Here is a 14,127-nt window from a genome sequence, read left to right on the forward strand (position 1 = left end):
TCCCACCGGGAGAGGGGAAAGGCAAAACCTACTTCAAAGACCCCTTCAGGAACTGCTGTAAACGTGGGCTTTGCGGGTTCGCTAACACCTCATCGGGATGCCCCTGCTCTTCGATTTTCCCCTGATGCAGGAAGATGACGTGGTTAGAGACGTTCCGGGCAAAGCCCATCTCGTGCGTCACCACCACCATCGTTTTGCCCTCTTCGGCGAGCTTCTGCATGATGCGCAGCACTTCGCCAACGAGTTCCGGGTCCAGCGCGGAGGTCGGTTCGTCGAACAGCAAGACTTCCGGCTCCATCGCCAGCGCGCGGGCTATGGATACGCGCTGCTGCTGCCCGCCGGACAGATGTACCGGATACTTCATCTGCTGGCGCTCATCAATACCCACTTTCGCCAGGTATTTCACCGCACGGTCTCGGGCGTCCTGTTTGCTAAGACCCAGCACCTGGATTGGCGCTTCCATTACGTTCTCCAGTACCGTCATATGGCTCCAGAGATTAAAGTGCTGGAAAACCATCGTCAGGCGCGTACGCAACAGACGTAGCTGATTTTTATCCGCCACCTTCAGCTGGCCGTCTTTGTCACGCACCAGATTGATGTTCTGCCCGCTCACCACAATTGAGCCTTCGCTCGGTTTTTCGAGGAAGTTAATGCAGCGCAGGAAAGTACTTTTACCGGAGCCGGATGAGCCGATAATACTGATGACATCGCCCGCGTTTGCCTGCAGCGACACCCCTTTCAGCACTTCATGTTCGCCGTAGCGTTTGTGCAGATCAATAACGTTTAATTTGTTCTCAGCCATCATCATTCTCAGTGCGTCGAAGAAGGTTTTATATGCTGCAACCAGCGTTTTTCTGCCTTACGGAACAGGCTAATCAGGACGTATGAAATTATCAAATAAAGCACTGCCGCAATACCGAATGCGGTAAACGGCTGATAGGTTGCCGAGTTAATATCCCGGGCAATCTTCAGTAAGTCCGGCACCGTGGCGGTAAAGGCCAGCGCCGTGGAGTGCAGCATAAGAATCACTTCGTTACTGTACGCCGGTAACGCAATACGCAGCGCCGACGGCAGAATGATGCAACGGTAAAGCTTCACGGAGGAGAAGCCGTACGCACGCGCCGCTTCAATTTCACCGTACGGGACAGAGCGAATCGCCCCTGCGAAAATCTCGGTGGTATAGGCGCAGGTATTGAGCGTCAATGCCAGCACCGTACAGTTCAGACCGCTGCGGAAGAATGCATTGAGCATTTCAGTGCCTTTTACGATCTCAAGCGTGTACATCCCCGAATAGAACACCAGCAGTTGCACGTACAGCGGCGTACCGCGAAACACATAGGTAAACAGCCAGATTGGGAACTGGATAAATTTATTGTTCGACACACGACCAATGGCGAGAAATACCGCCAGAATGCCGCCCATCACCACGGAGGAGATCAGAAGCCAGAGCGTAATGGCGACGCCGGTGAAGCGATAGCCATCTGTCCACAGCAGCGATTTCCAGTATTCCTGAATAATCTCAATCACAGATCAGCCCTCTTCACACCCACGGAGTAGCGACGTTCGAGCAGAAGCAGCACACCATTGGAGGCGGTTGTAAAGACCAGATAGATTACGCCACATACCACCGCAAAGTAGAACGGCTCCCAGGTGCTTTTGCCGGCAAGCTGGGTCGCTTTCACCACATCTTCCAGGCCAAGCAGAGAGACCAGCGCGGTTGCCTTAAGAATAACCTGCCAGTTGTTACCGATACCTGGAAGCGCATAGCGCATCATGGCCGGGAACATGATTCGACGAAACGTCTGTGAGGAGGTGAAACCGAATGCGGTTGCCGCTTCAATGTGGCCTTTCGGCACAGCCATATACGCGCCGCGGAAGGTTTCGGTGAAGTAGGCCCCGTAGATAAAACCGAGCGTAATAATACCGGCCACCATCGGGTCGATATCGATTTGTCCCATACCCATTGCGTCCGTTACGCTGTTAAGCGCAATCTGCAGACCGTAAAAGATCAGAAGCATCAGCACCAGATCGGGAACACCGCGAATCAGCGTCGTATAGCCTTCAAAAATCAGCGCCAGCGGCTTGTTAGCCGAAAGCTTCGCCCCCGCGCCCGCCAGACCTATCAGCACCGCCAGCACCACGGAGCTGAGAGCCAGCTCAAGGGTGACAAGCGCGCCCTGTAAAATAACGCCAGAAAATCCGTACAGCATACCGCGAGCCCTGTCGTATCGTGAGTGGTGGAACCGTGTCTTTTCCCCTCCCACAGTGGGAGGGGCTGCACGTTATTTGACGGGGCGATTAGCCGCCGTAAACATTAAAATCGAAGTATTTTTTCGCAATTTTCTCGTACGTGCCGTCAGCGCGCATTTCGGCAAACGCTTTGTTCAGCGCTTCACGCAGTTCGTTGTCTTCCTTGCGCAGGCCCATACCGGTGCCTACACCAAACAACTTCACATCCTTGATGGATGGACCGCCAAACTTATAGTCTTTGCCGACCGGCTGCTTCAGGAAGCCTTCGCTCGCCGCGACTTCATCCTGGAACGCCGCGTCAATACGACCTGCCGTCAGGTCAGCGTAGATATTTTCCTGGCCCTGATAAGAGACGATTTCAATCCCTTTCGGCGCCCAGTGTTCGTTACCGTAGGTTTCCTGAGTGGTCCCCTGCAGCACGCCCACGCGTTTGCCTTTCAGCGACTCGAGAGTGGGCTGAATGTCGGAAGATTTGGCGACGACCAGACGTGAATCTGCCGCGTAGAGTTTGTCCGTGAAAGCAATCTCCTGCTGGCGTTTTTCAGTGATGGAGAGCGAGGACATAATCACGTCGATTTTTTTCGCTTTCAGCGACGGGATCAGCGCGTCCAGTGGGTTCTCAACGTAGGTACACTGCGCTTTGATGCGTTTGCACAGTTCGTTGGCCAGATCGATGTCAAAACCAACCAATTCACCTTTAGAATTCTTCGATTCGAACGGTGCATAGGTAGGATCGGTACCGATTCGAATTTTCTGCGGAATTGCTGCGAATGCCGCGGTGGCGCTGGAAAAAGCCAGCACCAGAGAAAGTGACAATACTAGTTTTTTCATATCTGTCCTCAACAAACTGTCTACATACGGGATTTTTACGACGACGGGGTGGTGCTAATGTGCCATCAATCCCCTCCGTCAGGCAAAGAATAATGCCTTTGAGCCGGGATTTTTTGCATTATAAATGCGTAAGTATGCACACAGCGATCCAATACAGTGCATTAATTGCACCATATTGGATCATCCCGCCCAACAATGCACCTCAGCAGTGCATTGCCGTCAGGTATTAGTCACCGTAGACGTTGAAGTCGAAGTATTTCTTCGCCAGTTTGTCGTAGGTACCGTCTTTACGCAGCTCAGCAAACGCTTTGTCGAAGGCGGCTTTCAGCTCGGTATCGTCCTTGCGCAGGCCGATACCCGTACCGTCACCAAAGTACTTTTTGTCTTTCACGGACGGGCCAGCAAAAGCGTACTCTTTGCCCGCTGGCTGTTTCAGGAAGCCTTCGCTCGCGGCGACTTCATCCTGGAATGCCGCATCCAGACGGCCTGCCGCCAGGTCAGAGTAGATCAGATCCTGGTTCTGGTACGCCACTACGTCGACGCCCTTCTCACGCCAGTTCGCATTGGCAAACCCTTCCTGCGTTGAGCCCTGAAGCACGCCGACATGCTTGCCTTTCAGCGAGTCGATGGTGGGTTGAATCGGGGAGCCTTTAGCGGCAATCAGACGTGAATCTGCAGCGTAAAGCTTGTCAGAGAAGGCAATCTCCTGCTGACGTTTTTCGGTGATAGAGAGAGAAGAGATAATGGCGTCGATTTTCTTGGCTTTCAGCGACGGGATTAACGCATCAAAGTCGCTGCCCACCCATGTGCATTTCACCGCAATGCGTTTGCACATTTCATTTCCCAGATCGATATCAAACCCAACGAAATCGCCTTTCGCATCCTTGGAAGAGAATGGCGCGTAGGTTGCGTCTGTACCGATACGAACTGTCTGTGGAAGCGCTGCGTAGCTACCTGCTGCCGCACTTAACCCCACCAGCAAAGACAGAGCCAGAACCGTCTTCTTCATACATTTACCCTCAAGTACCGTGATTTTATTATGTATTGTGTTGTGTGTTGTGTTGCAGGCTTCTCTTGCAGGTCTTATGCCACATTGCCGTCTGGTGAAAAGTTCGACGTTAAATATGTTAATAAAACGTTGCGATATTGCCTTAATGGTGAAAGATAGCAGGTCTGCCGAACGAACCGGAAAGAGAAAAAGGGAAAAAGCGAATTAAATGTCGAGGATATGATCGCCGTTGCATAATTGCCCTGAAACAGGGCACGTTATCTTTTCATGCACGCTGTGAGTGCACAGATTCAGGCACCCTGCCAGCGGGTGAAGAGGTCTTCAGGCAGGTCGATATCAAACTGATCGAGAACGCGGTTAACCGTCTGATTAATCACATCATCCAGTGAAACGGGCCGGTGATAGAACGCCGGTACCGGTGGCATGATCACCGCGCCGAGTTCAGCAGCCTGAGTCATTAAACGCAGATGTCCCAGGTGCAGCGGCGTTTCCCGCACGCAGAGAACCAGAGGACGACGCTCCTTCAGCACCACGTCCGCGGCGCGGGTCACCAGCGTGTCGGTATAGCTGTTTACAATGCCGGAGAGCGTTTTAATGGAACAAGGCAGGATAACCATGCCGGCCGTTTTAAACGAGCCTGAGGAGATGCTGGCGGCGATATCGCGGGCATCGTGAACCACATCCGCCAGCGCCTGGACATCACGCAGTGAGAGGTCGGTTTCAAGAGAGAGGGTCTGACGTGCCGCCTGGCTCATGACCAGATGCGTTTCCACTTCTGCCACGTCGCGCAGCACCTGTAACAGACGTACGCCGTAAATCGCGCCACTGGCACCACTGAGCCCAACAATGAGTCGTTTCATGATTTTCGCCCTAACTGATTTCAGGGCAGACTGTGCAGGATTTTGCGGGGAGTTGCAAGTGAGGGCAAATGCCCTCACTTGCACAGACATCAACCTTCGTTGTGCATCTCTAAACTTTCGAGATCGTTTTGCAGCTGGACGGCTTTCGCATCGTCGTTGCGCAGCGAATCAAGGTAGTCGAGGTACTGCTGGTCAACGTCTTTCGTCACGTAAACGCCATTAAACACGGAGCATTCGAACTGCTGAATATCCGGGTTCTCAGCGCGTACTGCGTCGATAAGATCGTTCAGATCCTGGAAAATCAGGCCGTCGGCACCGATGATCTGACGAATTTCGTCCACTTCACGACCGTGAGCGATCAGCTCATTGGCGGTTGGCATATCGATGCCGTACACGTTCGGGAAACGAATTTCCGGTGCGGCTGAGGCCAGATACACTTTCTTCGCACCCGCTTCGCGCGCCATCTCAATAATCTGTTCTGAGGTGGTGCCGCGAACGATGGAGTCATCCACCAGCAGGACGTTTTTGTCGCGGAACTCAGCGCGGTTTGCGTTCAGTTTACGACGTACGGACTTACGGCGCAGCTGCTGACCCGGCATGATAAAGGTACGACCAACGTAGCGGTTTTTCACAAATCCCTGACGGTATGGCTTGTCCAGAATGCGGGCGATTTCCAGAGCGATATCGCAGGACGTTTCCGGAATAGGAATAACGACGTCAATATCCAGATCGTCCCATTCGCGGGCAATCTTCTCGCCAAGTTTTGTCCCCATGTTCACGCGCGCGCTGTAAACGGAAATCTTGTCGATAAACGAGTCCGGACGGGCGAAGTAAACATATTCAAACAGGCACGGATTGCTCACCGGGTTGTCAGCACACTGGCGGGTGAACAGCTGGCCCTTCTCAGTGATATAGACCGCTTCGCCAGGCGCAACATCACGCAGGAACTCGAAGCCGAGGGTATCCAGCGCCACGCTTTCAGAGGCAACCATGTATTCGGTACGACCATCACCGAGATCGCGCTTACCGAGCACCAGCGGGCGGATGCCGTTTGGATCGCGGAAGGCAACCATCCCGTGGCCGATAATCATCGCCACGCAGGCATACGCACCACGGATCTGGCGGTTAGTCGCGGCAACGGCGGCAAAAATGTTGTCTACTTCCAGCGGGTAGTGACGGAAGTTATCCAGCTCGCTGGCAAAGATATTGAGCAGAATTTCAGAATCAGAGGTGGTGTTAATGTGGCGACGTTTCTCTTCGAACAACTTCTTACGCAGCTCGTGCGCGTTGGTCAGGTTGCCATTGTGGGCAAGCGTGATGCCATACGGTGAGTTGACGTAGAAAGGCTGAGCCTCAGAGGCGCTGGAACTGCCAGCAGTAGGATAACGAACGTGACCGATCCCCATATTACCTTGCAGACGCTGCATATGGCGGGCTTCAAACACATCATTTACCAGACCATTCGCCTTACGTAAACGGAAGCAGTTGTTTGCATCAATGGTGATGATACCCGCAGCATCCTGCCCACGGTGCTGAAGCACCGTTAACGCGTCATAAATCGACTGGTTTACCGGCATGAAACCGGCGATACCGACAATACCGCACATTCGTCTTTTCCTCGTTAAGCCACATCTCAGAGCGCATTACGCTCTGGGCAAGAAACTCGACGAGCTTTGCAGATAGTCAAAGAACCATCTGATGATGAAACTGAACTCTGGAATGAGCTGCGATTTTTGCCAGTCTTCACTTTTGGAGAACCCGGTAAAGGTATCCAGGAAGAACAGGATCGCGGCCACAATCAGCACGCCTCGTAGTGCGCCGAAACAGATCCCGAGTACCCTGTCTGTTCCTGACAGACCGGTTTTCTCGACCAGCTGACCTATCACGTAATTTACGATAGCGCCGACAATCAGCGTCGCGATAAACAGCACCGCGATAGCGATTCCATTTCGGACCAGTTCATCTTCAAAGCCCGTGAACCAGACAGACAGGTAAGTGTAGTAATGACTGGCAACAAAGAAAGCACAACCCCAGGTTACCAGCGATAACGCTTCACGAACAAAGCCACGGATCAGGCTAACCAGACAGGAAAAACCAATCACCGCAATGATGGCGTAATCAATCCAGACCATATGTGTCCCACGATTTAACGCCCTGTCATCCAGTTCGGGGCGAATTCTAACAGAAAAAGAAAACGTTTGCGTAGGGATTTCCTTCCCACGCGTAAATAAAAAAGGCGCTGAAAAAATGTTCAACGCCGTGGCTTTTTACGTCTCTGTGGACGTCTGCCGTCACTCTTCCCCCCCACCTTCTCTTCATAGAAAGGATAAGGGTGAGGGAGGGGTTAGTTCGCGCTGTAGCTCATCACCACACCGCTCAGGCCGGAGATCTGCTTCAGCTCACCCAGCGATCCTTTAAGCTTATCTTTGGACGCTTCTGGCCCCACGAGAATACGGGTAATTTTACCCTGTACCGGCGTGGAAGGTGAAGTGTAAACACGATATCCCGCACTGCGCAGTTTACCCACGACCTCATTGACCTTATCGGCATTTTTCAGCGCACCCAGTTGCACGACGTAGGCTTTGCCCGTCGGTGCGGCTTCCTGCTGAGCCGGTTTCGCCGGAGGCGGTGTCTCAGTCGCTGCGGCAAGCTGTTCGCTCGTTTTATCACGCTGCGGTTTCGGCTGCGTTTTTTCGACCGGCTTCGGTTTCTCAGCCGGTTTAGGCTGCACGACCGGAACCGGTACAGGATCGATATCGTTGGTGTTGCTCGCCGCCAGACGAGACGGATCAAGAGACGGCGCAGCCGCATCACCCGCGCGAACCTCTTCCGCTGCGCCTTCCGGCGGCTGAGCAGGAAGGGCCTGTGTCGCCGCAGGCAGCATATCCGGCTCGTCGCGATCGCCCGGTTTCGGTACCAGAGGAATGGCTGCAAACTCATCCTGATAGTGCTTTTTCTGCCCGTCGAGCAGGCCCGGGAGAATAATGACTCCCAGCGCCACCAGCACTATTGTTCCTGCTAAACGGTTCTGAAACTTACTCGCCACCGGTTCTCCCCGCGTCCATCACTTCCATGACATGTGCCACCGTGTGGAACGAGCCACACACCAGCACGGTATCTTCTGGTTTAGCATCCGCCATCGCGGCATGCCAGGCCTGAGCCACGCTATTATAGATTGCGCCTTTGCCGAGATGTTCCATCAACTGCTCAGCGGTCGCCCCGCGTGGCCCCTCCAGAGGAGCACAATACCAGCTATCGACCACACTCTCCATGCAGGCCAGCGTACCGCCAATATCTTTATCATGAAGCATACCGATAACCGCCAGCACGCGCCCGGTTTTTGGTAACGATTTGAGACGTCCCGCGAGATACGCCGCGGCATGCGGGTTATGCGCCACATCGAGGATCAGGCGCGGTGACTCGCTGACAATCTGGAAACGCCCGGGCAGAATCGCCCGCTCGATGCCCTCGCGAATCGCCTGCTCGCTCACCGCCAGACCGCTTGCGCGCAGTGCCGCCAGCGCGGTTGCCGCGTTAGGCTGCGGCACCTGCGGCAATGGCAGGTTGTCCAGTGCGCCCTGCGCATCGCTAAAGCGCCAGCCGTCTGCCTGAACCTCATACTGCCAGTCTACGCCACGGCGCAGCAGACGCGCACCCGTCTCATTCGCCACCTCTGCAATGGTGTGCGGCATATCCGGCTCGCCGACCACGCCAGGTTTATTCGCCCGGAAAATCCCGGCTTTCTCGCGACCAATGCTTTCGCGATCCGGCCCCAGCCAGTCGGTATGATCCAGCGCAATGCTGGTCACGACGGCCACATCCGCATTCACCATGTTGGTGGCATCAAGACGCCCGCCGAGGCCGACTTCCAGAATCACCACGTCCAGCTGCGCCTGCTTAAACAACCACAGTGCCGACAGGGTGCCGTATTCAAAATAGGTTAATGAAATTTCACCGCGCGCGGCTTCAATTTCCGCGAAAGAGGCAGTATGCGCTGATTCCGGCAGCTCGCGGTTTTGCACACGCACCCGCTCGGTATACCGCACGAGGTGTGGAGAGCTGTAAACGCCAACCTTATAGCCTGCTGCCATCAGGACAGATTCCAGCGTGCGGCACGTCGTGCCTTTACCGTTCGTTCCGGCAACGGTGAACACAAACGGCGCTGGTTTCAGTACGTCGAGACGCGCGGCAACCTGGCTTACGCGCTCAAGCCCCATATCGATGGTTTTACTGTGCAGGTTTTCCAGATAAGAAAGCCACGCGGCCAGGGGCGACGTGGCTTGGGGAATGCTTTTATTTTCCATGATGCCCGGTCATTAACAGTTGAGAAAGCAAAAGGGCAGCGCCATCCGGCCCTGCCCTTTTCAGTTATCAGGCCTCGGGTTCCTGATCCGGCACCACCACGCCTTCGCGCGGCTCATCCGGGTTCGGCGCTGGCAGATTCATCAGCTTCGCCAGGATGCTTGCCAGTTTCAGGCGCATCTCCGGACGGCGGACGATCATGTCGATAGCGCCTTTCTCGATGAGGAACTCACTGCGCTGGAAGCCCGGCGGCAGTTTTTCACGTACGGTCTGTTCGATAACGCGTGGACCCGCAAAACCGATCAGCGCTTTCGGCTCAGCGATGTTCAGATCGCCCAGCATGGCAAAGCTTGCGGAAACGCCACCCATCGTCGGGTCGGTCAGCACGGAGATGTACGGCAAACCGCGCTCCTGCATTTTCGCCAGCGCAGCAGAGGTTTTCGCCATCTGCATCAGCGACATCAGCGCTTCCTGCATACGTGCACCACCGGAGGCGGAGAAGCAGATCAGCGGGCAGTTGTCTTCCAGCGCCTGCTCAACGGCACGCACGAAACGCGCACCCACGACAGAGCCCATTGAGCCACCCATAAAGGAGAACTCAAACGCGGCAGCCACCACCGGCATCGTGTGCAGGGTGCCTTTCATGACGATCAGCGCGTCTTTCTCGCCGGTCTCTTTCTGTGCAGAGGCCAGACGGTCTTTGTATTTTTTGGAATCACGGAACTTCAGCACGTCTTTTGGCTCAAGCTCGCTACCCAGTTCTACCAGAGAACCTTCGTCCAGCAGGCTATGCAGGCGATTACGCGCCGTCATACGCATGTGGTGGTCACACTTCGGACACACCTCAAGATTGCGTTCCAGCTCTGCGCGGTACAGAACCTGGCCGCAGCTATCACACTTCGTCCATACCCCTTCAGGAATGCTCGCTTTACGAGTCGGGGTTATGTTGCTTTTAATTCGTTCAATCCAGCTCATTGATAACCTTTCTGCCTGAACCTGGTCGTATGCCAGTTTTGCTATAAGAGGCGAATAATGCCATTTTTGCCTCCAACAGACCATGAATGTTGCACATTAAAACATAACAGCCCGAAACTTTGGATAAAAAAGTGGTCGAACCGCCAGTATGCATTTACTTCGCTTGCTTTGCTGCCGCACGTCGGTGACGAATAATCTCAATAACGCCAGGCAGTACCGAAAGCACAATAATCGCTACAATCAGTAACTTAAGGTTTTCCTGGACCACCGGGAGATCGCCAAACAGGTAGCCGGCATAGGTAAACAGCAGCACCCACAGCAGCGCGCCAACAACGTTATATGCCGCAAAGTGACGATAGGACATATGCCCCATTCCCGCCACAAACGGTGCAAATGTACGCACAATAGGCACAAAACGGGCAAGGATAATGGTTTTGCCGCCATGACGTTCATAGAACGCATGGGTTTTGTCGAGATAGCTGCGACGGAAAATTTTCGAGTCCGGATTGCTGAAAAGCCGCTCACCAAACACCCGTCCAATCGTGTAGTTCACCGCATCACCAATGATCGCGGCGATAACCATCAACACAACCATCAGATGCACATTCAAATCGTTAGTCGGTAACGCGGATAACGCGCCGGCCACGAACAGCAGTGAATCCCCCGGCAGGAACGGGGTGACAACCAGACCGGTTTCACAGAACAGAATGAGGAACAGAATAGCGTAAACCCAGACGCCGTACTGCGCGACCAGCTCCGCCAGGTGAACATCAATATGCAGGATGAAATCAATCAAAAAACGTATTACGTCCATTTTGTCTAAGCCTTAATTGCACCTTTGATTAGTCCGCTAAAAACAGCGGGCCCATTGGCGGTTTCGGCAGGTCAAACCGATCCGGATAGTCTACCGAGACCAGATACAGCCCTTCCGCTTTCGCCGTGGCTGCCGCAAGCGTTCTGTCCTTCGCTGCCAGCAGTTCTGCAATCCAGCTCTCCGGCTGGTGTCCGGCACCCACTTCCATCAGGCTGCCCACAATATTCCGCACCATATGATGTACAAAGGCATTGGCTTTGATATCCACCACCACATACGCGCCATAACGGCTGACGTTTATGTGCATGACATTACGCCACGGCGTACGGGACTGGCACTGCACCGCACGGAACGAGGTAAAGTCATTTTCACCAATCAGACACTGCGCCGCACGATGCATACGTTCAGCATCAAGCGGTTCATAAAAATGCGTCACGCCCTGGCTTAACACCGCCGGACGCAGGCGCTGATTGTAGATGACATAGCGGTAACGGCGCGCGGTGGCGCTGAAACGCGCATGAAAATCATCGGGAACATCTTTAACCCAACGAACCGCAATGTCTCCAGGTAAATTCGCATTCACCCCCAGCGTCCATGCAGCGTCCTTTCGCACAGCGGTGGTTTCAAAATGAACCACCTGCCCCGTGCCGTGAACGCCGGCATCCGTACGCCCGGCACAGAAAACGCTTATCGGTTCATTCGCCACCTGAGAGAGCGCTTTTTCCAGTTTTTCCTGGACGCTGCGCACCTCATTTTGACGCTGCCAGCCATAATACTTACTGCCATCGTACTCAATACCGAGGGCAATTTTATGAACAGGCTTGTGATCCACTTCTGACATCAGTACAGGTACTCCTGCACGAGTTTCTCCGCAATTTTCACCGCCATCAGCGCGCCGCCAAAGCGAACGTTATCGGCAACTGACCAGAACTGGATCTGCTCAGGCATTCCGTAATCGTTACGCACGCAGCCAACAGACAGATGTGCACTACCGGTCGCATCACCAACCTGCGTCGGGAACTCACTCTCTTCGGAGAGGGCGATATCCTCACCACGACCAAACGCGTCACGCGCTTCTTCTGCGGCGAGCGGGCGCAGCGCTTCAAAACCAACCATCTGCGCGTGGCCGTAGAAGACCGGAGACTGCACGCAGCTGGCAGAGATCATCAGGCCGTCATCCTGCAGGATTTTGCGGACTTCATCGACAATACGGCGCTCTTCGCGCACGCTGCCTTCGCGATCCGGCAGCAGTGGCAGCATGTTAAACGCCAGCTGGCGACCAAAATAGTCGTCTTCATCAATCGGAACGCCGCTCAGCAATTTCGCGCTCTGCCCGGCCAGTGCGTTAACCGCTTGCTTGCCGTTGGCAGACGCAGACAGCAGGCTGGTAACGAAGATACGCGACAGGCCGCCTTCGTCGATCAGCGGTTTCAGCGCGGTAAGCAGCTGACTGGTCAGGCTGTTCGGTACGGCGATAACGTTGCGGTTACGGTAGTCTGCCAGCACAAACGGGTTCACATCCGGCACCACCAGCGGCACATCCGGCTCAAGCGCGAACAGACCGCTTAAATCAATCACCAGACAACCCGAGTTGGTGGCCTCTTCAATATAGGACGCCGTAGCCTCAGCACCGGCTGCAAAAAACGCCAGCTGCGCCTGAGTCCAGTCGAACCCGGCCGCATCCTGAACCATGACAGATTTACCGCCAAAACGCAGATGTTCACCCGCGCTATCTGTACGCGCCAGCGCATAGATATCACCCACCGGGAACTGACGCTCAGCAAGGGTTTCGAGCAGGGCTTCACCCACGGCACCCGTGGCACCTAAAATGGCAATGTTCCAGCCTTCAGACATGGTGGTTTACTCCAGAAATAAAAAAGCGTCCCTGTCGGAGTATCCAACAGGGAGCATTAAGAAGACATTAATGTGCCGGGTGATGAACGGCGTTAAAACCCAGTTTATGCAGTTGCGTCGCAGCCGTTGCGTCGTCGCAAATCACATACAGGGAAGACCACTCGCGGCGCTCAACATAGTTCTTGCGCAGCTTATCAAACTCACCCGGAATACCCGCCACTTTACGCAGCAGCGCGTCATCGCGGCGCACATCATACACCAAATGGACCAGTCGTTTCAGCGTTGCCTGATCGAGTGGTCCGTGCAGGGTGATGCGGCCAAATTCAGGGGGAGGCAGTAAGGTATCCAGCGCCACCTGCTGTGGATGGCCGATAAAGGCGCTATAGGCCTCAAAGACCTGCGTCGTGCCGCGGGCTTTTCCTTCAAGGGTATAACCGGCAATATGCGCCGTTGCGACGTCCACCTTGTTAAGCAGCGCAACGTTAAGCTCAGGCTCCGGCTCCCAGACGTCCAGCACCACGCTAAGCGCTTGCCCCTCGTCCAGACATTTCAGCAGCGCAAGGTTATCGACCACCGGGCCCCGGCAGGCATTTATCAGAATAGTGCCAGGCTTCAGACGACGGATCAGGGCTTCGTCAGCAAGGTGCAGCGACTTATAAGGCCCCTCTTTAAACAGCGGCGTATGGAAAGTGATCACATCGCACTGCGCAACCAGTTCATCCAGCGAACGGAAGTCGCCTTCATCACCGTTGTCTTTACGCGGCGGATCGCACAGCAGAGTGCGAATGCCTAACGCCTCAAGACGTTTATGCAGGCGCCCGCCCACGTTGCCCACACCAACAATCCCGACGGTACGGTCCTGCAACGCAAAACCGTCGCGCTCTGCCAGCATCAGCAGGGAGGAGAAGACATATTCCACGACCGCAATGGCGTTGCAGCCCGGCGCGGCTGAAAAACCGATCCCCGCCTGCTTAAGCCATTTATCATCCACATGATCCGTCCCTGCCGTTGCGGTCCCGACAAATTTCACCGCTTTGCCGGAGAGCAACGCCTCATTTACTTTGGTTACCGAGCGCACCATCAGCGCGTCTGCATCATCCAGCTCGTTTACCGGGATCGGCCGACCCGGGACAGCCTTAACGTTGCCGAGGCGGCTAAAGAGCTCGCGGGCATAAGGCATATTTTCATCAACGAGGATTTTCACGTCTGAGTACCTGTTTGAGAGGAAGAAA

15 protein-coding genes are annotated in these 14,127 nt (G+C 54.6%); all 15 read right to left on the reverse strand.

What is annotated here, in order from left to right; genetic code table 11:
- Positions 1-28 precede the first annotated feature (28 nt).
- A complete protein-coding gene (gene hisP, locus AC2FAP_RS10750) occupies positions 29-802 on the reverse strand; it encodes a histidine ABC transporter ATP-binding protein HisP (protein WP_020883129.1) in 774 nt (257 codons plus the stop codon).
- A gap of 8 nt (positions 803-810) precedes the next feature.
- Positions 811-1,527 carry an ABC transporter permease gene (locus AC2FAP_RS10755; protein WP_008502590.1) on the reverse strand — a complete coding sequence of 239 codons (717 nt, stop codon included), beginning with the start codon at positions 1,525-1,527 and terminating at the stop codon, positions 811-813.
- Positions 1,524-2,210, reverse strand: coding sequence for a histidine ABC transporter permease HisQ (locus AC2FAP_RS10760; protein WP_020883127.1), 687 nt, complete (start codon positions 2,208-2,210; stop codon positions 1,524-1,526). The genes AC2FAP_RS10755 and AC2FAP_RS10760 overlap by 4 nt, the downstream gene beginning before the upstream one ends.
- 88 nt (positions 2,211-2,298) lie before the next feature.
- A complete protein-coding gene (gene hisJ, locus AC2FAP_RS10765; RefSeq protein WP_020883126.1) occupies positions 2,299-3,081 on the reverse strand; it encodes a histidine ABC transporter substrate-binding protein HisJ in 783 nt (260 codons plus the stop codon).
- Positions 3,082-3,307: 226 nt separating this feature from the next.
- Positions 3,308-4,090 (reverse strand): lysine/arginine/ornithine ABC transporter substrate-binding protein ArgT, encoded by a 783-nt coding sequence (gene argT / locus AC2FAP_RS10770; RefSeq protein WP_014171026.1) that lies wholly within the window; start codon positions 4,088-4,090, stop codon positions 3,308-3,310.
- Positions 4,091-4,380: 290 nt separating this feature from the next.
- Positions 4,381-4,950: a UbiX family flavin prenyltransferase gene (locus AC2FAP_RS10775; RefSeq protein ID WP_014171027.1), complete on the reverse strand. Its 570-nt coding sequence runs from the start codon at positions 4,948-4,950 to the stop codon at positions 4,381-4,383.
- Positions 4,951-5,039: 89 nt separating this feature from the next.
- Complete coding sequence (gene purF, locus AC2FAP_RS10780) at positions 5,040-6,557, reverse strand: amidophosphoribosyltransferase (RefSeq protein WP_449541814.1); 1,518 nt, start codon at positions 6,555-6,557, stop codon at positions 5,040-5,042.
- Positions 6,558-6,593: 36 nt separating this feature from the next.
- Positions 6,594-7,082 carry a colicin V production protein gene (gene cvpA / locus AC2FAP_RS10785; protein ID WP_000262116.1) on the reverse strand — a complete coding sequence of 163 codons (489 nt, stop codon included), beginning with the start codon at positions 7,080-7,082 and terminating at the stop codon, positions 6,594-6,596.
- A 212-nt stretch (positions 7,083-7,294) separates the two neighbouring features.
- A complete protein-coding gene (dedD, locus tag AC2FAP_RS10790) occupies positions 7,295-7,996 on the reverse strand; it encodes a cell division protein DedD (RefSeq protein WP_014171030.1) in 702 nt (233 codons plus the stop codon).
- A complete protein-coding gene (folC, locus tag AC2FAP_RS10795) occupies positions 7,986-9,254 on the reverse strand; it encodes a bifunctional tetrahydrofolate synthase/dihydrofolate synthase (RefSeq protein ID WP_438369043.1) in 1,269 nt (422 codons plus the stop codon). The genes dedD and folC overlap by 11 nt, the downstream gene beginning before the upstream one ends.
- A 67-nt stretch (positions 9,255-9,321) precedes the next feature.
- Complete coding sequence (gene accD, locus AC2FAP_RS10800; RefSeq protein WP_020883123.1) at positions 9,322-10,227, reverse strand: acetyl-CoA carboxylase, carboxyltransferase subunit beta; 906 nt, start codon at positions 10,225-10,227, stop codon at positions 9,322-9,324.
- 154 nt (positions 10,228-10,381) lie between these two features.
- Complete coding sequence (locus AC2FAP_RS10805; RefSeq protein WP_020883122.1) at positions 10,382-11,041, reverse strand: DedA family protein; 660 nt, start codon at positions 11,039-11,041, stop codon at positions 10,382-10,384.
- Between the two features lie 28 nt (positions 11,042-11,069).
- Positions 11,070-11,882: a tRNA pseudouridine(38-40) synthase TruA gene (gene truA / locus AC2FAP_RS10810; RefSeq protein ID WP_025203571.1), complete on the reverse strand. Its 813-nt coding sequence runs from the start codon at positions 11,880-11,882 to the stop codon at positions 11,070-11,072.
- A complete protein-coding gene (locus tag AC2FAP_RS10815; protein ID WP_014171035.1) occupies positions 11,882-12,895 on the reverse strand; it encodes an aspartate-semialdehyde dehydrogenase in 1,014 nt (337 codons plus the stop codon). Before AC2FAP_RS10815 ends, truA begins: the two co-directional genes overlap by 1 nt.
- Positions 12,896-12,962: 67 nt before the next feature.
- Positions 12,963-14,099: a 4-phosphoerythronate dehydrogenase PdxB gene (gene pdxB / locus AC2FAP_RS10820; RefSeq protein WP_449541813.1), complete on the reverse strand. Its 1,137-nt coding sequence runs from the start codon at positions 14,097-14,099 to the stop codon at positions 12,963-12,965.
- Between the last annotated feature and the right edge of the window lie 28 nt (positions 14,100-14,127).

Source organism: Enterobacter cloacae complex sp. 394I7 (assembly GCF_057320345.1).

Excerpts from the sequence above, each read along its gene's own strand:
- hisP (WP_020883129.1), bottom strand. The coding sequence starts at position 802 with ATGGCTGAGAACAAATTAAACGTTATTGATCTGCACAAACGCTACGGC.
- AC2FAP_RS10815 (WP_014171035.1), bottom strand. The coding sequence starts at position 12,895 with ATGTCTGAAGGCTGGAACATTGCCATTTTAGGTGCCACGGGTGCCGTG.
- argT (WP_014171026.1), bottom strand. The coding sequence starts at position 4,090 with ATGAAGAAGACGGTTCTGGCTCTGTCTTTGCTGGTGGGGTTAAGTGCG.
- hisJ (WP_020883126.1), bottom strand. The coding sequence starts at position 3,081 with ATGAAAAAACTAGTATTGTCACTTTCTCTGGTGCTGGCTTTTTCCAGC.
- folC (WP_438369043.1), bottom strand. The coding sequence starts at position 9,254 with ATGGAAAATAAAAGCATTCCCCAAGCCACGTCGCCCCTGGCCGCGTGG.
- accD (WP_020883123.1), bottom strand. The coding sequence starts at position 10,227 with ATGAGCTGGATTGAACGAATTAAAAGCAACATAACCCCGACTCGTAAA.
- AC2FAP_RS10775 (WP_014171027.1), bottom strand. The coding sequence starts at position 4,950 with ATGAAACGACTCATTGTTGGGCTCAGTGGTGCCAGTGGCGCGATTTAC.
- cvpA (WP_000262116.1), bottom strand. The coding sequence starts at position 7,082 with ATGGTCTGGATTGATTACGCCATCATTGCGGTGATTGGTTTTTCCTGT.
- purF (WP_449541814.1), bottom strand. The coding sequence starts at position 6,557 with ATGTGCGGTATTGTCGGTATCGCCGGTTTCATGCCGGTAAACCAGTCG.
- truA (WP_025203571.1), bottom strand. The coding sequence starts at position 11,882 with ATGTCAGAAGTGGATCACAAGCCTGTTCATAAAATTGCCCTCGGTATT.
- AC2FAP_RS10805 (WP_020883122.1), bottom strand. The coding sequence starts at position 11,041 with ATGGACGTAATACGTTTTTTGATTGATTTCATCCTGCATATTGATGTT.
- AC2FAP_RS10760 (WP_020883127.1), bottom strand. The coding sequence starts at position 2,210 with ATGCTGTACGGATTTTCTGGCGTTATTTTACAGGGCGCGCTTGTCACC.